Source organism: Polaribacter marinivivus (assembly GCF_042651285.1).
Taxonomy (GTDB): Bacteria; Bacteroidota; Bacteroidia; order Flavobacteriales; family Flavobacteriaceae; genus Polaribacter; species Polaribacter marinivivus.
In genome coordinates, this window is the sequence record NZ_JBHSCY010000003.1 from 1 (window position 1) to 26,420 (window position 26,420).

The 26,420-nt window shown below is 30.9% G+C and carries 21 protein-coding genes and 1 tRNA gene; 15 read left to right on the forward strand and 7 right to left on the reverse strand.

What is annotated here, in order from left to right:
* Positions 1 to 140 precede the first annotated feature (140 nt).
* The 6 genes from ACFOWD_RS12355 to ACFOWD_RS12380 form a co-directional block, all read right to left on the reverse strand.
* Positions 141 to 1,604: a glutamate synthase subunit beta gene (locus ACFOWD_RS12355; RefSeq protein ID WP_377411008.1), complete on the reverse strand. Its 1,464-nt coding sequence runs from the start codon at positions 1,602 to 1,604 to the stop codon at positions 141 to 143.
* Positions 1,605 to 1,608: 4 nt separating this feature from the next.
* Positions 1,609 to 6,120 carry a glutamate synthase large subunit gene (gene gltB / locus ACFOWD_RS12360; RefSeq protein ID WP_377411010.1) on the reverse strand — a complete coding sequence of 1,504 codons (4,512 nt, stop codon included), beginning with the start codon at positions 6,118 to 6,120 and terminating at the stop codon, positions 1,609 to 1,611.
* Positions 6,121 to 6,337: 217 nt separating this feature from the next.
* The gene (locus tag ACFOWD_RS12365) at positions 6,338 to 7,573 is read right to left on the reverse strand and encodes an ammonium transporter (protein ID WP_377411012.1); all 1,236 of its coding nucleotides are present in this window, start codon (positions 7,571 to 7,573) and stop codon (positions 6,338 to 6,340) included.
* Between the two features lie 6 nt (positions 7,574 to 7,579).
* Positions 7,580 to 7,930, reverse strand: a complete 351-nt coding sequence (locus ACFOWD_RS12370; protein WP_288954545.1) for a P-II family nitrogen regulator — start codon at positions 7,928 to 7,930, stop codon at positions 7,580 to 7,582.
* A 206-nt stretch (positions 7,931 to 8,136) separates the two neighbouring features.
* Positions 8,137 to 9,444, reverse strand: a complete 1,308-nt coding sequence (locus ACFOWD_RS12375; RefSeq protein WP_377411014.1) for an ammonium transporter — start codon at positions 9,442 to 9,444, stop codon at positions 8,137 to 8,139.
* A 34-nt stretch (positions 9,445 to 9,478) separates the two neighbouring features.
* Positions 9,479 to 10,471 carry an outer membrane beta-barrel protein gene (locus ACFOWD_RS12380; protein WP_377411016.1) on the reverse strand — a complete coding sequence of 331 codons (993 nt, stop codon included), beginning with the start codon at positions 10,469 to 10,471 and terminating at the stop codon, positions 9,479 to 9,481.
* Between the two features lie 274 nt (positions 10,472 to 10,745).
* Here ACFOWD_RS12380 and ACFOWD_RS12385 point away from each other — a divergent pair, with 274 nt between their 5' ends.
* A complete protein-coding gene (locus ACFOWD_RS12385) occupies positions 10,746 to 11,528 on the forward strand; it encodes a tRNA pseudouridine(38-40) synthase TruA (RefSeq protein WP_377411018.1) in 783 nt (260 codons plus the stop codon).
* Positions 11,529 to 11,581: 53 nt separating this feature from the next.
* Here the strand turns inward: ACFOWD_RS12385 and ACFOWD_RS12390 are convergent, their stop codons facing one another.
* The gene (locus ACFOWD_RS12390) at positions 11,582 to 12,724 is read right to left on the reverse strand and encodes an acyl-CoA dehydrogenase (RefSeq protein WP_377411020.1); all 1,143 of its coding nucleotides are present in this window, start codon (positions 12,722 to 12,724) and stop codon (positions 11,582 to 11,584) included.
* Positions 12,725 to 12,814: 90 nt separating this feature from the next.
* Between ACFOWD_RS12390 and ACFOWD_RS12395 the strand changes: the two genes are divergently transcribed.
* From ACFOWD_RS12395 to ACFOWD_RS12460, 14 genes are all read left to right on the forward strand, one after another.
* Positions 12,815 to 13,873, forward strand: coding sequence for an anhydro-N-acetylmuramic acid kinase (locus tag ACFOWD_RS12395; protein WP_377411022.1), 1,059 nt, complete (start codon positions 12,815 to 12,817; stop codon positions 13,871 to 13,873).
* Positions 13,874 to 14,057: 184 nt separating this feature from the next.
* Positions 14,058 to 15,284 (forward strand): Glu/Leu/Phe/Val dehydrogenase dimerization domain-containing protein, encoded by a 1,227-nt coding sequence (locus tag ACFOWD_RS12400; RefSeq protein ID WP_298994286.1) that lies wholly within the window; start codon positions 14,058 to 14,060, stop codon positions 15,282 to 15,284.
* A 14-nt stretch (positions 15,285 to 15,298) separates the two neighbouring features.
* Complete coding sequence (gene nhaD / locus ACFOWD_RS12405) at positions 15,299 to 16,696, forward strand: sodium:proton antiporter NhaD (protein ID WP_377411024.1); 1,398 nt, start codon at positions 15,299 to 15,301, stop codon at positions 16,694 to 16,696.
* A gap of 130 nt (positions 16,697 to 16,826) precedes the next feature.
* On the forward strand, positions 16,827 to 17,516 hold the full coding sequence (locus ACFOWD_RS12410; protein WP_377411026.1) for a MotA/TolQ/ExbB proton channel family protein: 690 nt from the start codon (positions 16,827 to 16,829) through the stop codon (positions 17,514 to 17,516).
* A gap of 1 nt (position 17,517) precedes the next feature.
* Positions 17,518 to 17,910 carry an ExbD/TolR family protein gene (locus ACFOWD_RS12415; protein WP_377411028.1) on the forward strand — a complete coding sequence of 131 codons (393 nt, stop codon included), beginning with the start codon at positions 17,518 to 17,520 and terminating at the stop codon, positions 17,908 to 17,910.
* Entirely contained in the window at positions 17,910 to 18,722 is an 813-nt protein-coding gene (locus tag ACFOWD_RS12420; protein ID WP_377411030.1) for an energy transducer TonB, read from the forward strand. Before ACFOWD_RS12415 ends, ACFOWD_RS12420 begins: the two co-directional genes overlap by 1 nt.
* A 20-nt stretch (positions 18,723 to 18,742) precedes the next feature.
* Positions 18,743 to 19,951, forward strand: a complete 1,209-nt coding sequence (locus ACFOWD_RS12425) for a bifunctional folylpolyglutamate synthase/dihydrofolate synthase (RefSeq protein ID WP_377411032.1) — start codon at positions 18,743 to 18,745, stop codon at positions 19,949 to 19,951.
* Positions 19,952 to 20,121: 170 nt separating this feature from the next.
* Positions 20,122 to 20,196, forward strand: a tRNA-Val gene (locus ACFOWD_RS12430).
* A gap of 287 nt (positions 20,197 to 20,483) precedes the next feature.
* Positions 20,484 to 21,419, forward strand: a complete 936-nt coding sequence (locus ACFOWD_RS12435; RefSeq protein ID WP_377411034.1) for a Gfo/Idh/MocA family protein — start codon at positions 20,484 to 20,486, stop codon at positions 21,417 to 21,419.
* 94 nt (positions 21,420 to 21,513) lie between these two features.
* Positions 21,514 to 22,662, forward strand: a complete 1,149-nt coding sequence (gene wecB, locus ACFOWD_RS12440; RefSeq protein WP_377411036.1) for a non-hydrolyzing UDP-N-acetylglucosamine 2-epimerase — start codon at positions 21,514 to 21,516, stop codon at positions 22,660 to 22,662.
* Positions 22,663 to 22,783: 121 nt separating this feature from the next.
* Positions 22,784 to 23,209 (forward strand): adenylyltransferase/cytidyltransferase family protein, encoded by a 426-nt coding sequence (locus ACFOWD_RS12445; RefSeq protein ID WP_377411038.1) that lies wholly within the window; start codon positions 22,784 to 22,786, stop codon positions 23,207 to 23,209.
* Positions 23,210 to 23,271: 62 nt separating this feature from the next.
* Positions 23,272 to 23,697, forward strand: a complete 426-nt coding sequence (locus ACFOWD_RS12450) for an adenylyltransferase/cytidyltransferase family protein (RefSeq protein WP_377411040.1) — start codon at positions 23,272 to 23,274, stop codon at positions 23,695 to 23,697.
* 79 nt (positions 23,698 to 23,776) lie between these two features.
* Positions 23,777 to 25,075 (forward strand): nucleotide sugar dehydrogenase, encoded by a 1,299-nt coding sequence (locus ACFOWD_RS12455; RefSeq protein ID WP_377411345.1) that lies wholly within the window; start codon positions 23,777 to 23,779, stop codon positions 25,073 to 25,075.
* 22 nt (positions 25,076 to 25,097) lie between these two features.
* Positions 25,098 to 26,420 carry a UDP-glucose dehydrogenase family protein gene (locus tag ACFOWD_RS12460; protein WP_377411042.1) on the forward strand — a complete coding sequence of 441 codons (1,323 nt, stop codon included), beginning with the start codon at positions 25,098 to 25,100 and terminating at the stop codon, positions 26,418 to 26,420.

The following is a 26,420-nucleotide window of genomic DNA, read 5'->3' on the forward strand; positions in this document are numbered from 1 at the left end:
GAGAGTAGGTCGCTGCCTTTCTTTATTCTGATCATAATATCAGAAATTATAAACCTCATACTTTTTAGTATGAGGTTTTTTTGTTATTCAGCATTATATAATAAAATCATTAAATAAATATATTTATGAATAGATCCATATTACATTTCTACTAAATCACCTGCAATATCTTTTGATGGTAATTCTGTTTTGCCCATTAAGAAAATGTCAACTTGTCTAGCAGCTTCTCTACCTTCGGAAATTGCCCATACAATTAAAGATTGGCCTCTACGCATATCACCAGCTGTAAAAATATTTGGAATATTAGTTTGATATTTTCCATATTCAGCTTTGAAGTTAGAACGTGTATCTTTTTCAATACCCAATTTATCTGCTAATGTACTTTCTGGACCTGTAAAACCTAATGCTAATAAAGCTAAATCACATGGCCAAGATTTTTCAGTGCCTGCAATTTCTATTAATTGAGGCCTTTGACCAGGAACCATTTTCCATTCAACATTTACAGTTTTTAAAGCAATTAATTTCCCTTTTTCATTTTTAATAAATTCCTTGGTATTAATTAACCAATTACGTTCAACACCTTCTTGATGAGAAGAGGATGTTTTTAATTGAAGTGGCCAAAAAGGCCAAGGAGTAGTTGGTGAACGATGACCAGGAGGTTTAGGCATAATTTCAAAATTAACTACTGATTTTGCACCCTGTCTATTAGAAGTTCCTATACAATCTGAACCTGTATCTCCACCACCAATGACAATTACATCTTTATCAGTTGCCATTACTTGGTTTTTTACCTCTTTACCAAACAATACTTTTGTTTGTTGTGTTAAGAAATCCATTGCTTGTACAACACCATCAGCATCTATTCCAGGAGTAGGTAAACTTCGTCTTTCTGTAGCTCCACCACATAAAACTATAGCGTCGAACTTCTTTAATTCTTCAACTTCGTAATTTACGCCAACATTTACATTTGTTTTAAATATAATTCCTTCAGCTTTTAATATAGCTATTCTTCTATCAATAATTCCTTTTTCCATTTTGAAATTTGGAATTCCATAGCGTAATAATCCTCCTACTTCATCATCTCTTTCAAATACAGTAACAGTATGACCAGCTCTATTTAGTTGTTGAGCTGCTGCTAATCCTGCAGGACCTGAACCAACAATTGCAATTTTTTTATTAGTTCTTGTTTTAGGAGGTTGTGGTTTAATCCATCCTTCTTTAAAAGCTCGTTCAACAATATTTTTTTCAATGTTTTCTATAGATACTGGATCTTCTATAATACCTAATACACATGATTTTTCGCAAGGTGCAGGACATAATCTACCAGTGAATTCTGGGAAATTATTAGTTGAATGTAAAATCCATGAGGCTTTTTGCCATTCACCTTGATGAACCATATGATTAAAATCTGGAATAAGATTACCTAAAGGACATCCACTATGACAAAAAGGAATACCACAATCCATACATCGTGAACCTTGTTTTGTTATCTCTTTTTCTGATAATGGAACTGTAAATTCTTTATAATGTTTTACACGATCTTTAACAGAAGTGTACTTTTCATCTTGTCTTTCAAATTCTTTAAATCCTGTTATTTTTCCCATGACATTATGTTGTTGTTAATTCTTCTACCATTGGTTCTTCTGTTTCTAATCGCTTAAGTGCTTTTTTGTATTCTGTTGGCATTACTTTTACAAAGTTTTTAATTGAAGTATTCCAATTTGTTAATAAAGAAGCTCCTTTCTTGCTATCTGTATATAAGACATGCTTTTCTATGTTTGCTTTTAAATCTGCAATATCTTCTTCTGAAAGTGATTCGAATTCTATAGTTTCTGTATTACATAATCCATTTATGAATTTATTCTCAGGATCGAAGACATAAGCAATTCCTCCACTCATACCTGCAGCAAAATTTCTACCAGTTTTACCTAAAACAATTACTTTTCCTCCTGTCATATACTCACAACAGTGATCTCCAACTCCTTCTACAACTGCTGTTGCTCCAGAGTTACGAACAGCAAAACGCTCTCCTGCAATTCCGTTTATGTATGCTTGTCCATTTACAGCTCCAAATAAGCAAACATTACCTACAATAATATTTTCATCAGCAATAAAATCTGCTTGACTTGGTTTTTTTACAATTAATTTTGCGCCTGATAATCCTTTTCCTAAGTAATCATTTGTATTACCTTCTAGTGTAAACGTTAATCCGAATGCACCAAAAGCTCCAAAGCTTTGACCAGCAGAACCAGTAAAATTGATATTTAATGTGTCTTCTGGTAATCCTAAATGACCGTAAATTTTTGAAATCTCATTACTTACAATAGCACCAACAGTTCTATTAACATTTTTAATTGGATATTGAAGATTCATTTTTTCTTTACGATATAAAGCTCTGTGAGAATCTTTTAAAATTGTAAAATCTAAAACATCATCTAAATTATGTTCTTGTTTTTCTGTATTTCTAACAGTCATGTTTTTGTAGGCTGATGGTCTATATAGGATGCTAGATAAATCTAAACCTTTTGCCTTATAATGTTTTATAGCCTTATTAGCATTTATTTTATGAGTTTGGCCTACCATTTCTGCTAATGTTCTAAAGCCTAGTTGAGCCATTATTTGTCTTAATTCTTCAGCTACATAGTAGAAGAAATTAATAACGTGTTCTGGAGTGCCTTTAAAATTTTTGCGTAGCTCTTTATCTTGAGTAGCAATACCTACAGGACATGTATTTAAATGACATTTACGCATCATAATACAGCCAGAAGCTACTAGAGGAGCAGTTGCAAACCCAAATTCTTCTGCACCTAATAAAGCTGCAATAGCTACGTCTCTACCTGTCTTTAATTGCCCATCACATTCTACAACTATTCTACTTCTTAAGTCATTTAAAACTAAAGTTTGCTGTGCTTCTGATAAACCAAGTTCCCAAGGTAAACCTGCATGTTTTAATGAGGTTAGAGGAGAAGCTCCTGTACCACCATCGTAACCAGAAATTAAAACAACATCAGCTTTAGCTTTAGCAACTCCAGCAGCAATAGTACCTACACCAACTTCAGAAACTAATTTTACATTAATTCTAGCTTCACGATTGGCATTTTTTAAATCGAAAATTAATTGTGCTAAATCTTCGATTGAATAAATATCATGATGTGGAGGAGGAGAAATTAAGCCAACAAAAGGAGTAGAGTTTCTTGCAGCTGCAATCCAAGGAAGCACTTTATGTGCTGGTAATTGTCCACCTTCGCCAGGTTTTGCTCCTTGAGCCATTTTAATTTGAATCTCTTTGGCATTGGTTAAATAATGTGATGTTACCCCAAATCTACCTGAAGCTACTTGCTTAATTGCAGAATTTCTACTGTCTCCATTTATGTCTTTTTGAAAACGTCTTCTATCTTCACCACCTTCACCAGAATTAGATTTTCCTCCAATTCTATTCATAGCAATTGCTAGGTTTTCGTGAGCTTCTCTTGAAATTGAGCCATATGACATGGCACCTGTTTTAAATCGTTTTACAATTTCTGTCCAATCTTCTACCTCTTCTAATGGAATTGGGTCTAAATTATCAAATTCAAATAAACCACGAATGGTCATTAAATTTTCTGATTGCTCATTAATAGCCTTAGAATAAACGTCGTAACTTTTTTGATCACTTAAACGAACAGCTTGCTGTAATTTAGCAACAGTTGTAGGATTAAATAAATGACGTTCTCCATTTCTTCTCCATCTATAATCACCACCAATATTTAAACCTAAAGTTTTATCAATTTGATTGTCAGGATAAGCTTGCTTGTATCTTTTATCTATCTCTTTTTCTATTTCATATAAACCTATACCTTCTACTCTTGAGGCTGTATAAGGAAAATATTTTTCTACAAATTGTGAATTAAATCCAACTATTTCGAATATTTGAGAACCTCTATAAGAGTGTAATGTAGAGATTCCGATTTTATTCATAATCTTTAAGATACCTTTACCAATAGCAAAGTTGAAATTATCTACGGCTTTTTGCTCATCCATATCTGTGATAAACCCTTCTTTAACCTGCATTCTGATAATTTCATTAACCATATAAGGATTTACAGCACTTGCACCATAACCAAATAAAGTTGCAAAATGATGTGGTTCACGTGGTTCTGCAGATTCAATGATGATGTCAAAAAAAGAACGTTTACGAAGTCTATTTAATTGATGGTTTACATAAGAACAAGCTAATAAAGCAGGGATAGGTGCATATTCTTGATTTACACCTCTATCTGATAAAATAATAATATTTGTTTTTCTTTCTAAAGCTTTTTCAACTTGAATAATAATATAATCTAATGCATTTTCTAAACCATTTAATCCTTGTGCTTTAGGATATAATATTTGAATGGTTTCCGTTTTAAAACTCTCTATATCTATAGTTCTTATTTTTTCTAAATCTGCATTAGAAATTACTGGGTTTTGAATTCTTAATTTTCTACATTGACGTTCTGTAATGCTAAAAATATTTCTGTCTTTTCCTAAGTTTAGACTGATATCTGTAACAATATTTTCACGAATACCATCTAAAGGAGGATTAGTTACTTGTGCAAATAGTTGCTTAAAATAGTTAGAGATTAATTGAGGTCTATCTGATAAAACAGCTAAAGGTGTATCTATTCCCATAGAACCAAGTGCCTCTTTTTTGTTTTGAGCCATTGGTGTAATTACCTCTTGTATATCTTCAAAAGTATAGTTAAATAAGCGTTGACGCGTTTTGATATCTATACTTTCTATTGGGCAGGTTTCGTTAGTATAAGGAACATCTTTTAGGTGTAAACGAGTTTTATCTAACCATTCTTGATAAGGTCTTTCTGAAACAATTTTGTTTTTTATTTCTTCATCATCTATAATTCTACCCTCATTCATGTCTACTAAAAACATTCTACCTGGTTCTAATCTACCATGTTTTTTTATATCTGAAGGATCAATGTCAACCACCCCAACTTCAGAAGACATAATTAGTTTTCCACTTTTTGTTAATGTATATCTAGAAGGTCGTAAACCATTTCTGTCTAATAAAGCTCCAATATAATCTCCATCTGTAAATGGTACTGATGCTGGTCCATCCCAAGGTTCCATAATGCAACCATTATATTCATAGAAAGCCTTTTTTTCTGGAGACATGGTTTTGTGTTTTTCCCAAGCTTCAGGTATCATCATCATCATAATTTCTGGTAAAGACCTATCTGTATGAGTAAGTAATTCTACAACCATATCCATAGAAGCAGAATCTGATTTACCTGGAAGAATAATTGGAAATAATTTTTCTATTTGTGGTCCAAAAACATCACTTTTCATTATTTCTTCACGAACACGCATTCTGCTCACATTCCCTCTTAATGTATTAATTTCTCCATTTTGACACATGTGTCTAAAAGGCTGTGCAAGCTCCCAAGTTGGCATTGTGTTGGTCGAAAAGCGTTGATGTACTAATGCCAAACGTGTTACTAAATCTATTTCTTGAAGATCTAAATAATAAGGTCCAATATCTTCAGGCATAATAATACCTTTATAGATAATGGTTGTTATAGATAAACTTGGAACGTAAAAATAGTGCGCTTCAGAAATTTTAGAATTCCTAATTTCGTGTTCTGTTATTTTACGAGCAGCATATAATTTTGCTTTAAATGTTGCTTCATTAATATCTTCTGTTTTACCAATGAAGAGTTGTTCTATAATTGGTTCTGAGGCTAAAGCTATTTCACCTAACTGAGAAGAATCTACAGGAACTTTTCTCCAACCTAAAATAGATAATCCTTGAGCTTTAACTTCCTTTTCAAAAGTTTTTTTACAAAAATCGTGTTGATTAGAAACCTTTGGAAGAAAAACCATACCTACAGCATATTCTCTTTGTTCTGGTAATGGAAAATCACAGACTCTTCTAAAGTATTCATGAGGAATGTCTATCAATAAACCTGCTCCATCACCAGTTTTACCATCAGCACTTACACCACCTCTATGTTCTAGTTTTACCAAAATTTCTAGGGCATCATGTATAATTTGATTTGTCTTTTCTCCATTCAAATTACATATAAAACCTGCACCACAGTTTTCGTGTTCAAATTCTGGTAAATATAGTCCTTGTTTCTTCATTATTCTTTTCAATTATATGCACAAACATATGTATTTTATTAAAAAAAAATCAATGAATTTAAGGTTTTGATATGATTTTTATGATGAAAATAAAAAAATGATATAAAAAATTTATTTATGATAATTTAAGAGGATTTATTTATCAAATTAATAAAAACTAGAAAAGCGCCTTAAAATTTAAAACTTTTAAAGCGCTTTTTGTTATGAATTTAAACTTTTAGTGTTCGTTTAATCTAAAATCAGGATAAGCTTCCATTCCATGTTCATGTGCATCTAATCCTTCTAACTCTTCTTTTTCGCTAACTCTTATACCCATAGTTTTCTTTAGTGTAAAAATTATGATAAATGAAGTTGATAAACAAAATACAGCATAAACACCAACACCAAGTAACTGGCTTAAAAATTGATCTATACCTGCTAGGTTTCCAAATATACCTACTGCTAAGGTTCCCCAAATGCCACATACCAAATGAACAGCAATCGCTCCTACAGGATCATCTAATTTTAATTTATCAATTAAGCTAACAGCAAAAACAATAATAGCACCAGCAATCGCTCCAATGATAATTGCATCTGTTGGAGACATTTGATCTGCTCCTGCTGTTATACCTACCAAGCCACCTAATATTCCATTTAAAAACATCGTTAAATCTAAGTTTTTGTATAAAATTGTAGAAACAAATGCAGCTACAACTCCACCAGCAGCAGCAGCTAAACAAGTAGTAACTAAAGTTAAAGAAGTTAGTTCTGGGTCTGCTGATAAAACAGAACCGCCATTAAAACCAAACCAACCTAACCAAAGAATTAAAACACCTGCTGTTGCTAAAGGTATATTATGACCTGGTATTGCTTGAATTTTACCATTTTTAAATTTACCTATTCTAGCTCCTAATAAGCAAACTGCAACAATAGCTGCCCAGCCACCAACAGAATGAACTAAAGTAGATCCAGCAAAATCATAAAAAGGTGTGTCTAATTGATCTAAAAATCCACCTCCCCATTTCCATGAACCAGCAATAGGATAAACTAAACCAACGTAAATTAAGGTGAAAATCATAAAAGGTAAAATTTTCATTCTTTCAGCTACTGCTCCTGATACTATAGTTGCAGCAGTCGCTGCAAACATTCCTTGAAATAAGAAATCTGTCCAATAAGTATAGCCTTCATTATATGATAAATCTAAAGAACCCTCTTTTAAAGGAGCTGAAATTCCAAAAATAAAGTCACCTAAATATCCTGCTGCATTTGGCCCCCAAGTAGGATACATTAAATTAAAGCCAATTAAAGCATAAAGTAATAAACCAACTGTTATGATAAAGATGTTTTTAAATAATATGTTTATTGTATTTTTTTGCCTTGTTAATCCTATTTCTAAAAAAGCAAATCCTAAATGCATAAAGAAAACAAGAGCTGTACAGATCATCATCCATACGTTATTTGTAATTAATTCCATGTTTTATTATTTTGATATTTTTTTTAAAGTTCCACCACCTTTTTCTCCAGTTCTAATTCTGTAAGCTTCTTTAATGTCAGATACAAATATTTTACCATCACCTACTTCTCCAGTTGCTGCAGATTTTAACAAAGCGTCTATCGTAATTTGCTCAAAATCGTCATTAACTACAATAGATAAGTATCTTCTTTGAATATCACTTGTGCTATAGCTAACACCTCTATAAACATGTGCTTCTTTTTCGTTTCCTAAACCAGTTACATCCCAATAAGAGAAAAAGTTTACATCAACTTCGTGTAATGCTTTTTTTACAGCACTGAATTTTGATTTTCTAATAATTGCTTCAATTTTTTTCATGATAAATGTTAGTTAGTAATTCTTAAAGTGACGCAAAATAGAAAAAAATATATTTGTCACATTTTCAATCAATTCCATTATTATTTTTTTAAACCCTTATTTTTTTATTTTCAAAAATAAATGAATGTTAATTTTATTGAAACATAAAAACACACAGAATAAACTGTGTGTTTTTTAAATATTCAATAAAAGTGTACTCTTACTAATTATCTATCTTCATCAATCTCTCTTACTCTTTTTCCAGGATAAGCAATTGATCCATGTTCTGAGATATCTAAACCTTCTATTTCTACTTCTTTAGAAACTCTTAATCCCATTGTTGCTTTTAAAATTCCGAAAACTATAAAAGATAATACAACAGCCCAAACTGCATATGCTAAAGCACCTAACGCTTGAACTCCTAATTGGTGAAATCCACCTCCAGCAAACAAACTTTCGATAGCTGTTCCATCTGCATGTTCTCCAAGATTAATACCCCAAAGACCAATTACGATAGTACCCCATACACCAGCAACACCATGAACTGAAGCAGCACCAATTGCATCATCAATTTTTAATTTTTTCTCGATAATCTCAATTGAGAAAACAACGATTATACCACCAATTAAACCAGCCATTACAGCTCCTATGTCAGACATATTACCACAACCAGCAGTAATACTTACCAAACCAGCTAAAGCACCATTTAATGTCTGAGACAAGTTAGGTTTTCCATACCAAATCCAAGTAGTAATTAAAGCACCTAAACCACCTGCAGCAGCAGCTAAATTTGTAATTAATACAACGTTAGAAGCGCCAACAGCATCAGCACCACCCCAAGCTAATTGAGATCCACCATTAAAACCAAACCAACCTAACCATAAGATAAATACACCTAATGTTGCTAAAATTTGATTGTGTCCTGGTATAGGTAATACTTTTCCATTAACAAATTTCCCAATTCTTGGCCCTACCATAATTGCACCTACTAAGGCAGCCCATCCACCAACAGAGTGTACAATAGAAGAACCAGCAAAGTCAATAAATCCTAATTTAGTTAACCAGCCTTCTCCTTGCCATTGCCAACCACCAGAAATTGGATATATAAATGCAGTTATCACTACAGAGAAGATAATATAAGTTGTGTATTTTGTTCTACCTGCAATTGCACCAGAAACTATTGTTGCAGCTGTTGCAGCAAACATAGTTTGGAAAAATAAATCTGCTCCTTCTCCTTGAAATAATCCGCTCCAGAAGAACCATCCATTAGAAGTGTCTCCATACATTAATGAATACCCTATTAGCCAAAAACTGATAGAACCTACACAGATATCTAACAAGTTTTTCATTGCAATGTTAACTGCGTTTTTTGATCTTGTCATACCAGATTCAACTAATGTGAATCCTGCTTGCATAAAGAATACTAAGATACCAGATAAAAGCATCCATAACATTCCCATATCTCCATTTACTTGTTCTAAAACTTTTGCGGCTTCAGAAGGCGTTTCTTGAAATAATGTTAATAATAAACTCATTTTATATTAATTTTAGTTAGTTATATAGTTTTTCTTAGAAAGAATAAACAGCTGCTAATGTTAATGTAGAAGTACTACTCTTAGCAGGGAAAGCTTCGATTAAGCCATCATCAGAAGAATCGAATCTTAAGTCTGTAATAAATTTAAAGTTGTCTGTAACGCTTACATTAGATGTTAATGTAAATGCAGAAACAGAAGCATCACCAGCACTTGAAGTAGTTTTAAAGAATTCTGGTCTAAAACCTAAAGAGAACTTTTCTGAGAATGCATTTTGTAAATATAAAGCTACACCTTGGTATCCAGCATCATCATTACTTGAATTAGCGTAAGCAGCATTTATACCAACATAAAAAGAATCAGATAAATCAAATCCTCCTGTATAATCTAAAAAGATCCAATCTTTAGCAGAAGTAGCATCTACAGCACCAGCAATAAAATTTAAATATTGACCTTTATAGCCAATTTGTGCACCAAATTGAGTTGCATCTGCAAAGTTACCATCTGCACTTGTTAAAGCATGTGCATTTGTTAAAGCTGCCATTAATGAGAAATCTTCAGAAACTGCATAATCTAATTTTACACCAGTGTGTGAAAATGGGCCAGCATTAAATAAATAAGATACAGTGTAGTTAAAGTTTGCAGCTGGTGAAATAACTTCGTAACCTAAGAAAGTATTAAACTGACCAGCAGTTACTGTTAATTTTTCACTTAAATTATAGTAAACGTATAATTGATTAATTGCTCCTGCTAAGTTAGCATCATCTGCTCTTGGACCAAAAGCTAAATCTGCAACAACTCCTGCTTTTCCTTTTTCGTAAGAAAATACTGTATTAGCAAATCCTAAACCAAAGGCATTTGCATTACCTGGATTTGCAATTAAAATTCCTGGTGTTCCAGTGTCACCTGTAAAATTGGTTGTACCATAAACATCTATTGTTCCACTTAAAGTAAATTTTCCTTTTTCTTCTTGAGCGCTCATTACTAAGCTAACAGCTAAGAATAATGAAGTTAAAATAATTTTTTTCATAATAATGTTTCGTTTTAGTTTTTACTGATTTTTATTATTTGAACGCTGTAAATGTATATATTAAAATCACAAAAACAAGGGGGTTGTTTTTCGAAAACGTTGTAATTTTAATTGATACCCTAAAAAAAAAGGGGGTATAATTACGATAAGTGTATTTTTTTGTTTTTGAAGGTTGTAAAATATAGAGTTCAAAAAAAAGAAGGTATTTTTTTTGAGATATTCATAAAAATGAACTTTTTGTAAAAAAAAATGTAATTATTATACATTTGCACTTATGAAATATTCAAAAAATTATGTTGTTTGTTTACAATTTCTCGGTTTTAGGTTTTCTGGCTGGCAAAAGCAGAAAAATGCAAAAACACTTCATGAAATGGTTGACAAGTCTTTGTCTTACGCCTTAGGGAATGATAAGTTTAAAACATTAGGAGTGGGTAGAACCGATGCTAAAGTTTCTGCCAACTCATATTACTTTCAGCTTTTTATGAATACTGAATTAATAGAGGATTCGTTCTTAAGCGTTTTTAATGAAAATCTTTCACCAGATTTTAGAGCTTTATCAATGAAGCAGGTTGATGCTTCTTTTAATATTTTAAATGCGGCTAAACAAAAAGAGTATCATTATTATTTTTCTTTTGGAGATAAAAACCATCCTTATGCAGCGCCTTTTTTAACTAATATTATGGATGACTTAGATATTGAGACTATGCAAAAAGGAGCTAACTTGTTTAAAGGAGAGCATTTTTTTGATAAATATTGTACAAAACCATCTGCAAAAACAATTTTAAAAAGAACTATTGATTCTTGTGAAATCGTAGAAAATACAATTTTAAAAGCTAATTTTTTTCCTGAAAAAAGCTATGTTTTAAAAGTGAAAGGAAAAGGGTTTTTACGATATCAAATTCGATTAATGATGGCAACATTGTTTGAGTTAGGTAAAGGAAATTTAACTTTAGAATTTATAGAAGATTCTTTAAAAGAGGATAATGATAAAAAATATTTAAGAAATATTGCTCCTGCCTCTGGATTGCAATTGTATAATGTTGAATTAGAGATATAAAAAAAATCCATCTTAAATATTAAGATGGATTTTAGTTTTATATAGCTGATAGTTTATCCTTTTATAACTCCTCTAGAAATTACAATTTTTTGAATTTCTGAAGTACCTTCATAAATCTGAGTAATTTTTGCATCACGCATTAAACGCTCTACATGGTATTCTTTTACAAAACCATTACCACCATGAATTTGAACAGCTTCAACAGTTTGTTCCATAGCTACTTTAGAAGCGTATAATTTAGCCATAGCAGAAGCCATGTCGTAATTTTTACCTTGATCTTTTTCGTAAGCAGCTTTCATTACCAATAATCTAGCAGCTTCGATTTCTGTATACATATCTGCTAATTTAAAAGCAATGGCTTGATGATTACATATTTCTGTACCAAAAGCTTTACGTTCTTTAGAGTATTTTAATGCTAATTCGTAAGCACCAGAAGCTATACCTAAAGCTTGAGCAGCAATACCAATTCTACCACCAGAAAGTGTTTTCATGGCGAATTTAAATCCAAAACCGTCTTCACCAATTCTGTTTTCTTTTGGTACTTTAACATCGTTAAACTGTAAAGTATGTGTATCAGATCCACGAATTCCTAATTTGTCTTCTTTAGGTCCAATGTGGAATCCTTCCATACCTTTTTCTACGATAAAAGCATTAATTCCTCTATGTCCTTTTTCTCTATCTGTTTGAGCAATGACTAAATAAACGTCAGAGCGTCCACCATTTGTAATCCAGTTTTTTGTACCATTAATAACATAATGGTCTCCTTTATCTAAGGCAGTTGTTGCTTGTGAAGTAGCATCAGAACCAGCTTCTGGTTCACTTAAACAAAAAGCTCCAATTTGCTCTCCTGTTGCTAATTTTGTTAAGTATTTTTGTTTTTGCTCTTCTGTACCATAAGCTTGTAATCCATAGCAAACTAGTGAATTGTTTACAGAAACCATAACAGAAGCAGAAGCATCTATTTTAGAAAGTTCTTCCATAACTAATACGTAAGAGATAGTATCCATACCACTTCCTCCATATTTTGGATCAACCATAATACCCATAAAACCAAGATCTCCCATTTTTTTTACTAATTCTTGAGGAAACTCTTGTTTTTCATCACGTTCTATAACACCTGGTAATAATTCTGTTTGAGCAAAATCTCTTGCAGCATCACGAATCATTAAATGTTCTTCTGTTAAGCTAAAATCCATAAGATATATTTTATTAAATTCTTAATTTTGGAGTGCAAAGATATCGATTTCGTAACATATTTTCAATAGACTTTTATTATTTTTACATATATGATGAAAAGTAAAGTTTTTTCTATTGGTGTGATGTCTGGCACCTCTTTAGACGGAATAGATTTGGTTTATGTTTCTTTTAATGAAAAAAACTATAAAGATTTTTCAATAATTCATGCAGAAACTATTCCTTATGCTAAAGAATGGAATGAGTTTTTGAAAAATGCGATTTATAAAGATGAAAGTGAATTAAAAGAACTTGATACTATTTATGGAAAATATTTAGGGCAAACCATTCAGAATTTTATTTACAATTATAAAATTGATAAAATTGATTTTATAGCTTCTCATGGGCATACTATTTTTCATGAACCAGAAAAAGGAATAACACTTCAAATTGGAAATGGAAAAGAGATTGCAAACATTACCAAGCAAAAAGTGGTTTGTGATTTTAGAACACAAGATGTAAAATTAGGTGGGCAAGGAGCACCTTTGGTGCCAATAGGAGATGAGTTGCTTTTTAGTGATTTTCAATATTGTATCAATTTAGGTGGTTTTTCTAATGTATCTTATCAAAAGGATGGTCAAAGATTAGCTTTTGATATTTGTCCTGTTAATATTGTACTAAACTACTATGCAAATAAATTGGGTTTTGCTTATGATGAATCTGGTAAAATGGCAGCTTCTGGACAAATAAATCAACAACTTTTACAGCAACTAAATGATTTGAGTTTTTATGATAAAGAGCCTCCAAAATCATTGGGTTTGGAGTGGGTAAAATCTTCTGTTTTTCCAATTTTAGAAAAATCTGAATTAGATGTAAAAGTAATTCTAAGCACCTTTGTAGAGCATATTGCCATTCAAATTAGTAAAGTAATTATCAATAATAATTCAGTATTATTTACTGGTGGTGGAGTATACAATACTTTTTTGATGGAAAGGATAGCATATCACTCAAAAGTAGAAATTAATTTACCAAAAGAAACACTAATCGATTTTAAAGAAGCATTAATTTTTTCTTTTCTAGGATTGTTAAAATTAAAAGGAGAAATTAACTGTTTAAAATCGGTAACAGGAGCTTCAAAAAACCATTCTTCAGGTGTTGTTTTTTGTCCATAGCTTTTTTGCAAAAAATTTTAAGAATCACTTTTTTTACATTAAGTTTGTAAGTAGTAGTATAGTATAATAATAATTCTAAAAACTTATTTTAAATGAATCAGCTTTAACTTTAATAATCAGATAATTACATGGGTTTTGCACAATGAAAAAGATGATATTAAGTTAAAAATTTTACAAATTAGGAATGAAAGAATTATTAAAAAAATACGAAAATAAACAACCAGAAATTGTGTTTCATTGGAAAGATGCTGAAACTGAAGCAGAAGGTTGGACAGTTATAAACTCACTTAGAGGAGGTGCTGCTGGAGGTGGAACAAGAATGAGAGAAGGCTTAGATATGAACGAAGTTTTATCTTTAGCTAAAACTATGGAAGTTAAATTTACAGTTTCTGGACCAGCAATAGGTGGTGCAAAATCTGGTATTAATTTTAACCCACATGATATTCGTAAAAAAGGAGTTTTAGAACGTTGGTATAAAGCTGTAGCTCCTTTGTTAAAAAGTTATTATGGTACAGGAGGTGATTTAAATGTCGATGAAATTCATGAAGTAATTCCTATTACTGAAGAAAGTGGAGTTTGGCATCCTCAAGAAGGCGTTTTTAACGGTCATTTTAAACCTACAGAAGCAGATAAAATTAATAGAATTGGTCAATTAAGACATGGGGTTATTAAGGTAATAGAAGATGAAAAATTATCGCCATTAGTAACTAAAAAATATACTGTTGCAGATATGATTACAGGTTTTGGTGTTGCAGAAGCTGTTCGTCATTATTACGATATATATGGAGGTAGTGTAGTTGGTAAAAGAGCAATAGTGCAAGGATTTGGAAACGTTGGTTCTGCAGCAGCTTATTATTTAGCTGAAATGGGAGCTAAAGTTGTTGGAATTATTGATAGAGATGGAGGAGTGATAAATGAAAATGGTTTTTCTTTCGAAGAAATTAGAGCACTTTTCTTAGCTAAAGATGGTAATACTTTAGTAGCAGATAATATGATTCCGTTTAACGAAATCAATGAAAAAATTTGGAATTTGCCTTGTGAAATTTTTGCCCCTTGTGCAGCATCAAGATTAATTCAGCAAGAACAAATAAATGAAATGATAGAAACTGGTTTAGAAGTCATTTCTTGTGGTGCAAACGTACCTTTTGCAGATAAAGAAATTTTCTTTGGTTCTATTATGGAAGATACAGATAAAAAAGTAAGTCTTATTCCAGACTTTATTTCTAATTGTGGTATGGCTAGAGTTTTTGCTTACTTTATGGAAAGAAAAGTAGAAATGACAGACGAAGCTATTTTTAATGATACTTCAGAAACAATAAGAAAAGCATTAGAAAAGACTTTTGAAAAAAGTCCTTATAAAACAAATATCAGTGAAACAGCGTTCGAAATTGCGCTAGAACAATTAATATAATTTAAAATAGAAATATGGAGTCAATCATTATAATTGTATTTATCGTAGGTTATTTAGCCATTACTTTAGAACATAATTTAAAATTAGACAAACTTATACCAGCCTTAATAATGATGGCAGTTTGTTGGGCTATTGTAGCTTTAGGTGTAGATAGTTTTTCTAATTGGTTTGATTCTGCAAATCATGGTTTAGTAGATGGTTTTGCATCTATGGTACATGATGATAAATTGCACTTAGTAGAAGAAACTTTATTACATCATTTAGGTAAGACAGCAGAAATTTTAGTTTTCCTTTTAGGAGCCATGACAATTGTAGAAATTATCGATTATTTTGATGGATTTTCTACGATTAAAAGTTACGTTAACTTTAAAAGTAAAAAGAAATTACTTTGGATGTTTTGTTGTTTAGCATTTGTGCTATCTGCAATTATAGATAACTTAACAGCAACGATTGTGTTAATTTCAATCTTACAAAAAATAGTTGGTACTAGAGAAGATAGAATTTGGTTTGCAGGTTTAATAATAATTGCTGCAAACGCAGGAGGAGCTTTCTCTCCAATAGGAGATGTAACTACAACTATGCTTTGGATAGGTGATAAAGTAAGTACAAGCATGTTATTTACTTACCTGTTTTTACCTTCATTATTATGTATGGTAATTCCTACATTCATAGCAAGCTTTTTGCCTTCTTTTAAAGGAGAAATAGATTATGAAGATAATCCAGAAGAAAAGCCAAATAGCAGATTTAGTGGTAGAATGTTATTAATTGGTTTAGGTGCAATTGTATTTGTACCAGTTTTTAAAACAGTAACCCATTTACCTCCTTATGTAGGTATGATGTTATCATTGGCAATTGTAGCTACATGTGCAGAGATTTATAGTAGAAGAAAATTCTCTTTAACAGATTTTAATACAATGGATGAATCTAGAGAACATGCTAGTCATAGTCCTGTGCATTCTTCATTATCAAAAATAGAGATGCCTAGTATTTTATTTTTCTTAGGTATTTTAATGGCAGTAGCAGCTTTAGAATCATTAGGTATATTATTCAATTTTGCAGCCAGTTTAAAAGAAAGTATTCCTTTAATGGGTACAGAATTAACTGGTGCTAAAGTTTCAGATTTAGTAGTTGTTTTATTAGGTGTTGGTTCTGCAATTATAGATAACGTTCCACTTGTGGCAGCAAGTTTAGGTATGTTCTCAGCACCATTAGATGACCCTTTATGGCACTTTATAGCATTCTCTGCTGGTACAGGTGGTAGTATGTTAATCATTGGTTCTGCAGCAGGTGTTGTAGCTATGGGTATGGAAAAAATTGATTTCTTTTGGTATTTAAAAAAGATTGCTTGGTTAGCTTTTATTGGATTTATTGTAGGTTCAATTTCATTTATGCTTTTAAGGCAAATCATTTAAGGTTTTATAAAAATTATAAAATGTCATTTTGATTTTTTTTCAAAGTGGCATTTTTTTTGTAAAGAATTTAGCTAAAGACAATTAAAAAGTAGAATACACGTTATAACATACGAATTAAAAAAAGAGTAGAATGATATTATTTTTTCAAGAAAATAAAGAACTAATAGAAGAAAGTTTATCAGAAGAAAAAACACTTTCTATCTATAAATTAATTATGGATGGTGGTTTAGGAGGTCAAATTATAATTGCTATTCTTTTTGTGCTTTTAGCTGTAGCATTATACATTTATTTCGAACGTTTTTTTGCGATAAAAGCGGCATCAAAAGTTGATAAGAACTTTATGAATCAAATTAAAGATTACGTTTCTAATGGAAAATTAGAATCAGCAGATTCGCTTTGTAAAAGTAAAAATACACCTACAGCAAGATTAATAGGTAAAGGAATTTCTAGAATTGGCAAACCCTTAGATGATATCAATACTGCTATAGAAACTGCAGGTAAATTAGAGGTATATCAATTAGAAAGAAACGTTTCTATTTTGGCTACAATTTCTGGAGCAGCACCTATGATTGGTTTCTTAGGTACTGTAATTGGGATGATTGTTGCCATTCATGAAATAGCAAACGCAGGTGGTCAAATAGATATAAAAATGCTTTCAGACGGTTTGTATACAGCTATGACAACAACTGTTGCTGGACTCATTGTCGGTATTATCGCCTATATTACTTACAACCATTTAGTAGTTAGAACAAACAAGGTGGTTTATCAAATGGAAGCAAAATCTGTTGAGTTTTTAGATTTATTAAACGAACCTGTTTAGTATGAATTTAAGAGGAAGAAATAAAGTAGATCCGTCTTTTAATATGTCATCCATGACAGACATTGTGTTCTTGTTATTGATATTTTTTATGCTGACATCCACTCTAGTAACAGTAAGTGCTATCGACGTTTTATTGCCAAAAGCAGGAGGTAAAACAGAAAACAGTAAATCTGTAGCTGTGAGTATTAATAGTAAATCTCAATTTTACATTGATAAAACATTGGTAAGCTCAGCAAATTTAGAAAGTGAAATTTTAAAAAGTGTTGGCTCAGATAAAAAGAAAACTATTGTAATTAGAGGCGATCAAGATGTTGCTTACAAAAATGTGATGAAAGTTATAGATATTGCCAATAAAAATAAGCTAAAAATGATTTTAGCTGTAAAAGGAAAATAGTGTCAGTATTAGATTCAAAACATAAAAGAAAATCATTTGTCATAACAACATCAATTTTGTTATTGATATTATTTCTGATTTTTAATTTTGGAATAACCTATTTAGATCCTCCAGAAGAATATGGTTTGGCAATTAATTTTGGTGATGCAAATGTTGGGCAAGGAGATCCTGTAGAGAAAACTAAAAAAGTAGCTACTCCAAAAATAGAAGAAAAGCAAGAGGTTGTAGAAGAGGTAAAAGAGATACCAAAGGAAACCGTTAAAGAAGATGTTATTACAGATGATACTTCTAAAGATGTACCTGTTGTAGAAAAAAGTGAAGAAAAAAAGAAGCCCGTTGAAAAAATAGAAAAACCAAAAGAAACACCAATGCCTAAACCTTCTAAAGAAGCCACAGACGCTTTAAAAAATTTATTAAACGGAAATGCAGATTCTGGAAAACCAAAAGGAGAAGGAGATGGTAAAAAAGACGGCGTAAAAGGTAATGAAAAAGGTGATGAAAACTCAACTAAATATTATGGAAATACAGGTGGAGGTTCTGATGGAAATTATAATTTAGGAGATAGAAAAGTATTAGATATACCTACAGTAAAATCTGATTGTCAAGTAGATGGTAAGGTTGTTGTTGAGATTATTGTAGATAGAAGTGGGAAAGTAATTAGTGCAAATCCAGGAGTTAAAGGTTCTACAATAACTGATACCTGCCTGAATGAAGTAGCAAAAAAAGCGGCATTAAAGACGAAATGGGAGCCTGATAAAAGTGCTAAAGCACAACAAAAAGGAACTATAATTTATTATTTCTCTTTAGAATAATAAATTACTTTTGTTTTGAAATGAATTACAAAGAAACACTAGATTGGATGTTTGCACAATTACCTATGTATCAAAGACAAGGTAAAACTGCATTTAAAAAAGATTTAACAAACATTCTTGCTTTTTCTAAAGCGTTAAATCATCCAGAAAAAAAGTTTAAATCTATTCATGTTGGAGGAACAAATGGTAAAGGTTCTACAAGTCATATGTTGGCTTCTATTTTGCAAGAAGCAGGTTACAAAGTAGGTTTATATACCTCACCTCATTTAAAAAACTTTACAGAAAGAATTCGTGTAAATGGGAAGGAAATTTCTAAAAGAAAAGTAGCTTCTTTTATTACCAAACACAAAAGCTTTTTAGAAACACAAAAATTGTCTTTTTTTGAAATGACAGTGGGTTTGGCTTTTGATTTTTTTGCCAATGAAAAAGTTGATATTGCTATTATAGAAGTTGGTTTAGGAGGTAGATTAGATTCTACGAATATCATTACTCCAGAAGTTTCTGTTATTACCAATATTGGTTATGATCATATGCAGTTTTTAGGAGAAACACTACCTGAAATTGCTTTTGAAAAAGCAGGCATTATTAAAGAAGATATTCCTGTAATTATAGGGGAACAGCAAGAGGAAGTTGTGCATGTTTTTAAAAATAAAGCCATAACTTGTGATGCAACAATTACTTTTGCATCCGATTTTAATTACGATTACAAGACAGATTTACTTGGCGATTATCAGAAATCGAATTTAAAAACAGCAATAACAGCGATTCATCAATTAAAAGGATTTACAATTGCTGAAAATCATATCAAAGAAGGATTGCTTAAAGTAGCTAAAAACACAAACTTAAAAGGTAGGTGGCAAATTTTACAAGAAAGTCCAAAGATTATTTGTGATACAGCACATAACAAAGAAGGCTTACAAATCGTAATGTCTCAATTAAAAAAAGAAAACTTTCAAAATTTACATATTGTTTTAGGGGTGGTTAATGATAAAAAATTAGAAGATGTTTTACCATTATTTCCTAAAGCAGCAACATATTATTTTTGTAAGCCTAATATTCCAAGAGGTTTGTGTCAAAAAGAATTACAACAAAAAGCGTTTTCTTTTGGGTTAAAAGGAGATGTTTATCAGTCAGTTAAGAAGGCCTTTAAAGATGCTAGCTCTAAACCAAATTCTAAAGATGTAATATATATAGGAGGAAGTACATTTGTTGTTGCAGAAATACTATAAAAATAATTACTTTTTCTTTTGGTAGAATTAAAATCTATTATATATTTGCATCCGCTAACATGCAAGGGCGCGTAGCTCAGTTGGTTCAGAGCATCCCGATTACAATCGGGAGTGGTCAGCAGAGTTCGAATAAGAAGTTAGATTCCTTACCTTAGGAATAAAAATATAAAGGGCGCGTAGCTCAGTTGGTTCAGAGCACTTGGTTTACACCCAAGGGGTCAGGGGTTCGAATCCCTTCGCGCCCACAGATAAAAGCAAAAAGTCTTACCAAATGGTAAGGCTTTTTTTATTTGTGCAAACTTAAGACCTGTTTTGAAAGTTTGTGGAGATAAAAAAAGAATGCTTTTTTGAAGAAAAAGAATTTTTAGCTTTTTCAAAATGGGGTGTAAAGGGATATATAATCCCTATTCAGCAAATAAATTTTGATAAGTGTACCCACAACAACAAGCCTCATCAGAAATGATGAGGTTTTTTTATTTTACCTCTTTCCTAAAAACCTTTTTTGTAAATTTGATTTTAATTTAAAGATATAATGAAGAACTTTGCCATGATTGGGGTTGCAGGTTATATTGCACCTAGACATTTAAAAGCTATTAAAGACACAAACAATAATTTACTTTGTGCTTTAGATAAATTTGATAGTGTGGGTATAATGGATTCTTATTTCCCAAATGCTGATTTTTTCACAGAGTTTGAGCGATTTGACAGGCATGTAGAAAAGCTAAGAAGAAATGGAAAAGGATTAGATTATGTAAGTATTTGTACACCTAATTATTTGCATGATGCTCATATTAGAATGGCTTTACGTAGTGGAGCGCATGCGATTTGTGAAAAACCATTAGTATTAAATCCATGGAATGTAGAGGCTTTAATGGATATTGAAAAAGAATCTGGTAAAAACATAAATACCATTTTACAGCTAAGGTTGCACCCTAGTATTATTGCGTTAAAAAATAAAATTGACCAAAATACTTCTACTACAAAATTCGACGTCGATTTAACATATATTACTTCAAGAGGAAAATGGTATGATATTTCTTGGAAAGGAGATGAAAGCAAATCAGGAGGAATTGCTACAAACATTGGAATTCATTTTTTCGACATGCTATCTTGGATTTTTGGTGATGTGCAAGAAAGTATGGTACACTTAAGAGAGAAAGATAAATCTTCAGGTTACTTAGAATTTGAAAATGCTAGAGTGCGTTGGTTTTTATCTATTAATGAAAATAATTTGCCTAAAGAAATTAAAGAGTTGGGGCAAAAGACCTACAGATCCATCACCATTAATAATGAAGCATTAGAGTTTAGTTCAGGGTTTACTGAATTACATACAGAAAGCTACAAATCTATTTTAAAAGGAGAAGGTTTTGGGTTATTAGATGCAAAATCTTCCATAGATATTGTTTACGACATAAGAAATGATGCTGTAAAAAATAACGGAGAAAAGCATCCTATTCTAATTAATTAAGTATTTTCTAAAAAATAAAAAGTACATAAACTTTATAGTTCCTTTTAGTAAAGGCGATATTATTTTTAAAATAGCTAAATAATTTAAAAAGACAATGAAAAAGAAAAATCTAATCATTTTTGGAACAAGGCCTGAAGCTATTAAAATGGCACCTTTAGTAAAAGAATTTTGTAAGCATAAAAATGATTTTGAAACTAAGGTGTGTGTTACTGCACAGCATAGAGAAATGTTAGATCAGGTTTTAGATTTTTTTGAAATTATTCCTGATTATGATTTAGATCTAATGAAGCCAAATCAAAATTTATACTCTTTAACAGCTGATATTATCACTGGTTTAAAACCAATTTTAGAAGATTTTCAACCAGACTACGTTTATGTCCATGGAGATACTACAACAACCATGGCTTCAAGTATTGCTGCTTACTATGCAGGGGCTAAAGTATGTCATGTAGAAGCGGGTTTAAGAACAGGTAATAAGTTATCTCCATACCCAGAGGAAATCAATCGTCAAGTTACAGGGCGCATTACAGATTATCATTTTGCACCTACATTACAGTCAAAACAGAATTTATTGGCTGAAAATATTAAAGATGAACACATCTTAATCACAGGTAATACTGTTATTGATGCTTTACTAGATAGTTCTAAAAGAGTGTTTACGTTAGATAATAAAGAAATAGATGATTTAAAAAAGATTATTGACCCTTCAAAAAAAATAATTTTAGTTACTGGGCATCGTAGAGAAAATCATGGTCTAGGCTTTATGAATATATGTGAAGCTTTAAAAGAAATAGCTTTAAAAAATAAGGATGTTCAAATCATTTATCCTGTACATTTAAATCCAAATGTACAAAAACCTATACATCAAGTTTTATCAGAAACAAAAAACATTCATTTAATTTCTCCTTTGTCTTATCCTGCTTTTGTTTGGTTAATGAATATATCCTATATTATTATTACGGATTCAGGAGGTATACAAGAAGAAGCACCTAGTTTAGGTAAGCCTGTGTTAGTGATGCGAGATGTTACAGAACGACCTGAGGCTGTTGAAGCAGGTACTGTAATTTTAGTTGGTGCAGATAAAAGAAAAATTGTTAAAGAAACAAATAGTTTATTATCAGATGATAATCATTATCAAGAAATGAGTGCTTTGAACAATCCTTATGGAGATGGATTGGCTTGTCAGCGTATTGTGAAATTTATGAAATTAAAATTAAATTATTTTTATACTGATAATATTTAAAAATCATATAGAAATTTTTTAGTAAAAATTATAAAACTGTTTTCAAACGATTTCTTTAAAAGATTATAAACATCTTTTTCCTTTTCATAAATAAATCTATATTTGTAAAAAAAAAGAAATTATGAAGAAAAAGGCGATAATTGTTTCTGGCTACTTCAATCCCATTCATAAAGGACATTTAGAATATTTTAATAATGCCAAAGCCTTGGCAGATGAGTTGTTTGTTATTGTAAATAGCGATCATCAAAGAGCCTTAAAAGGATCCAAAGAATTTCAAAAAGAAGACGAAAGGCTTTTTATTGTGCAAAATATTAAAGCTGTTGATAAAGCTATTATTTCTATTGATAAAGATAGAACTGTATGTGAATCGATATCTTTATTATTCAAAGACTTTTCTAAAGAATACGATTTGGCTTTTGCAAATGGAGGTGATCAAAATAATGATTCTATTCCAGAAGCTCCAACTTGTAAAGAATTAGGTATAGATTTAATAGATGGTTTAGGAGATAAAATACAATCTTCTTCTTGGTTATTAAAAAGTCGTTAGCCGATTATCGATTACCGATGATCGTTTATCGAACAACGAACAACGAACAACGAATAACAAATATGAAAATAGGAATAACATTTAGTGCATTCGATTTATTGCATGCAGGTCATATTACCATGCTAGAAGATGCAAAACGTCAATGCGATTATTTAATTTGTGGTTTGCAAACAGATCCAACATTAGATAGACCAGAGAAAAATAGACCTGTGCAATCTGTTGTAGAACGTTACATACAATTAAAAGGCTGTAAATTTGTTGATGAAATTGTGCCTTATGCAACAGAACAAGATTTAGAAGATGTATTACGTTCTTTTAAAATAGATGTGAGAATTATCGGTGAAGAATATGCTAGTAAGCAATTTACAGGTAGAAAATATTGTGAAGAAAAAGGTATAGAATTATATTTTAACAAAAGAGAACATCGTTTCTCAAGCAGTGGTTTGCGAAAAGAAGTTCAAGAAAAAGAAAATTTAAGAAACAAGTAAAACCCCTGTAATTATTTCTTTTCTTATTTTATAAATGTATTAAATTTTTAATTTTTAAAAAAGTAAAAAAAGTATTTTGATTAAGAATAAAATAAATAAAATAGCTATTATTGGCCAAGGTTACGTAGGATTGCCTTTAGCAATTGAATTAGCAAAGTTTTATCCTGTAATAGGATTTGATATTGATGAAAAAAGAGTTTGTGAGCTAAATCAAGGGAAGGATCATACACTAGAAGCAGATATAAATGATTTGCAATTTGTCTTGAAAAATCAAGTTGAAACAAATTTTAAGTTAGGTTATAAGGCTTCATGTGACTTGAACGAGATTGAAAAAGCAAATACATATATAGTAACCGTTCCAACACCTATAAATGAATTTAATGCACCTGAATTATCACCTCTAAAAAGTGCTTCGAAAATGATTGGTAAATTAATTAATAAGGGTGATATAATAATATATGAATCTACTGTTTATCCAGGATGTACAGAGGAAATATGTGTTCCAATATTGGAAAAGAATTCGGGGTTGTTTTTTAATAAAGATTTTTTTGTAGGTTATTCACCTGAAAGAATTGTGCCTGGAGATAAGGTTAATACTTTGAAAACTATTGTAAAAGTAACTTCTGGATCAAACCATTTTATTGCAGAAGAAATAGATATGATGTATAAAAAAATTATTACAGCAGGAACTCATAAAGCTTCTAGTATTAAAGTAGCCGAAGCTTCAAAAGCAATTGAGAATGCTCAGCGAGATGTTAATATTTCTTTTGTTAATGAGTTAGCTTTAATTTTTGATAGAATTGGTATAGATACAACTGAAGTATTAGAGGCTGCTGGTACCAAGTTTAATTTTTTAAAATATAAACCTGGTTTAGTAGGTGGTCATTGCATATCTGTTGATCCTTATTATTTAGCACATAAAGCAGAGCAATTAGGTTACTATCCCCAAGTAATACTTTCAGGAAGAAGAGTCAATGATAATATACCTTTTTTTGTAGCAAGTAAAGTCGTAAAGTTAATGATTTCTAAAGGACATAAAATAAAAGGATCTAGCATATTAATCCTTGGTATAACATTTAAAGAGAATTGTCCAGATACTAGAAATACAAAAGTTATCAATGTATATAAAGAACTAGTCCAATTTGGTTTAAATATAGATGTATTTGATCCTTGGGCAAACAAACTAGAGGTAAAAAATGAATATAATATTGAATTACTTAATAAAGTTAATTTTAAAAAAAAATATAAAGCAATAATAGTAACTGTAGCACATAAAGAATTCAACAGCTTTAACTTTAGTGAGTATAAAAAAAATGGTGCAGTTATTTTTGATACAAAATCATTCATAAATAAAGATTTAGTTGATGGAAGGTTATAAAAATTTAATTATTAAATAAGAAATGAATATAACTATCTTAGGAAGTGGTTACGTAGGTTTAGTATCAGGAGCTTGTTTTGCAGAAATGGGAAATAAAGTAGTTTGTATTGATATAGACAAAGAAAAGATTGATAATTTAAATAAAGGTGTAATTCCAATTTTTGAGCCTGGTTTAGAACCTATTATTTTAAAAAACTTAAAAAATAAAAATATATCTTTTACATCTAATATAAGTAATGCAATTAAAAATGCTCAAATTGTTTTTATTGCAGTGGGTACACCCATGGGAGATGATGGTTCTGCAGATTTACAATATGTATTAGCTGTTGCTAAGTCAATTGGGAAAACTATGAACAAAGAGTTAGTAGTAGTAGATAAATCAACAGTTCCTATTGGTACTGCAGATAAAGTAAGAGAGACTATTCAAAAGGAACTAAATAAAAGAGATTTACAGATTGATTTTCATGTAGTTTCAAATCCAGAATTTTTAAAAGAAGGGGCTGCTATTGATGATTTTATGAAGCCAGATAGAGTCGTTATTGGAGCAGATTCAGTATATGCTTTTGATGTGATGAAACAATTATATTCCCCTTTTTTCAGAACACACGATCGTTTTATTACTATGGATATTCGCTCTGCTGAAATGACCAAATATGCTGCGAACGCTATGTTAGCTACTAAAATTTCATTTATGAATGAAATTGCGAATATTTGTGAAAGAGTAGGTGCTGATGCAAATCAAGTTCGCATTGGTATTGGATCCGATAAAAGAATTGGATATAGTTTTATTTATCCGGGTGCTGGCTATGGAGGATCCTGTTTTCCAAAAGATGTAAAGGCACTTAATAAAATAGCAGAAGAATATGGTTATAAAGCTAATTTAATAAGGTCTGTTGAATATGTAAATGACGCACAGAAATTAGTCATTGCTAATAAAATTGTAAAACGTTTTGGAGAAGATTTATCTGAATTAACTTTTGGTTTATGGGGATTAGCTTTTAAACCAGGAACAGATGATATGCGTGAAGCTCCTGCAATATACATTGTAAAAGAACTCATAAAAAGAGGTGCTAAAATTAAAGCATATGACCCAAAAGCTATGAAAGAAGCAAAAGAGTGTTATTTAAAAGGAGTTCAGGGTATAATCTACGTCGAGTCTAAGTATGAGGTTCTAAAAGATGCTGAAGCATTAATTTTATTAACAGAGTGGAAAGAATTTAGATCTCCAGATTTTGAAGAAATTAAAAGTCAATTAAAATCACCTATTATTTTTGATGGTAGAAATCAATACAACGCATTTAATTTGAAAGAAAAAGGATTTGAATATTTTCAAATAGGTAAGTAA

Bases quoted from the DNA above. Each gene is read 5' to 3' on its own strand.
- ACFOWD_RS12355 (WP_377411008.1), bottom strand. From the start codon at position 1,604: ATGGGAAAAATAACAGGATTTAAAGAATTTGAAAGACAAGATGAAAAG.
- gltB (WP_377411010.1), bottom strand. From the start codon at position 6,120: ATGAAGAAACAAGGACTATATTTACCAGAATTTGAACACGAAAACTGT.
- ACFOWD_RS12365 (WP_377411012.1), bottom strand. From the start codon at position 7,573: ATGGAATTAATTACAAATAACGTATGGATGATGATCTGTACAGCTCTT.
- ACFOWD_RS12370 (WP_288954545.1), bottom strand. From the start codon at position 7,930: ATGAAAAAAATTGAAGCAATTATTAGAAAATCAAAATTCAGTGCTGTA.
- ACFOWD_RS12375 (WP_377411014.1), bottom strand. From the start codon at position 9,444: ATGAGTTTATTATTAACATTATTTCAAGAAACGCCTTCTGAAGCCGCA.
- ACFOWD_RS12380 (WP_377411016.1), bottom strand. From the start codon at position 10,471: ATGAAAAAAATTATTTTAACTTCATTATTCTTAGCTGTTAGCTTAGTA.
- ACFOWD_RS12385 (WP_377411018.1), top strand. From the start codon at position 10,746: ATGAAATATTCAAAAAATTATGTTGTTTGTTTACAATTTCTCGGTTTT.
- ACFOWD_RS12390 (WP_377411020.1), bottom strand. From the start codon at position 12,724: ATGGATTTTAGCTTAACAGAAGAACATTTAATGATTCGTGATGCTGCA.
- ACFOWD_RS12395 (WP_377411022.1), top strand. From the start codon at position 12,815: ATGATGAAAAGTAAAGTTTTTTCTATTGGTGTGATGTCTGGCACCTCT.
- ACFOWD_RS12400 (WP_298994286.1), top strand. From the start codon at position 14,058: ATGAAAGAATTATTAAAAAAATACGAAAATAAACAACCAGAAATTGTG.
- nhaD (WP_377411024.1), top strand. From the start codon at position 15,299: ATGGAGTCAATCATTATAATTGTATTTATCGTAGGTTATTTAGCCATT.
- ACFOWD_RS12410 (WP_377411026.1), top strand. From the start codon at position 16,827: ATGATATTATTTTTTCAAGAAAATAAAGAACTAATAGAAGAAAGTTTA.
- ACFOWD_RS12415 (WP_377411028.1), top strand. From the start codon at position 17,518: ATGAATTTAAGAGGAAGAAATAAAGTAGATCCGTCTTTTAATATGTCA.
- ACFOWD_RS12425 (WP_377411032.1), top strand. From the start codon at position 18,743: ATGAATTACAAAGAAACACTAGATTGGATGTTTGCACAATTACCTATG.
- ACFOWD_RS12435 (WP_377411034.1), top strand. From the start codon at position 20,484: ATGAAGAACTTTGCCATGATTGGGGTTGCAGGTTATATTGCACCTAGA.
- wecB (WP_377411036.1), top strand. From the start codon at position 21,514: ATGAAAAAGAAAAATCTAATCATTTTTGGAACAAGGCCTGAAGCTATT.
- ACFOWD_RS12445 (WP_377411038.1), top strand. From the start codon at position 22,784: ATGAAGAAAAAGGCGATAATTGTTTCTGGCTACTTCAATCCCATTCAT.
- ACFOWD_RS12450 (WP_377411040.1), top strand. From the start codon at position 23,272: ATGAAAATAGGAATAACATTTAGTGCATTCGATTTATTGCATGCAGGT.
- ACFOWD_RS12460 (WP_377411042.1), top strand. From the start codon at position 25,098: ATGAATATAACTATCTTAGGAAGTGGTTACGTAGGTTTAGTATCAGGA.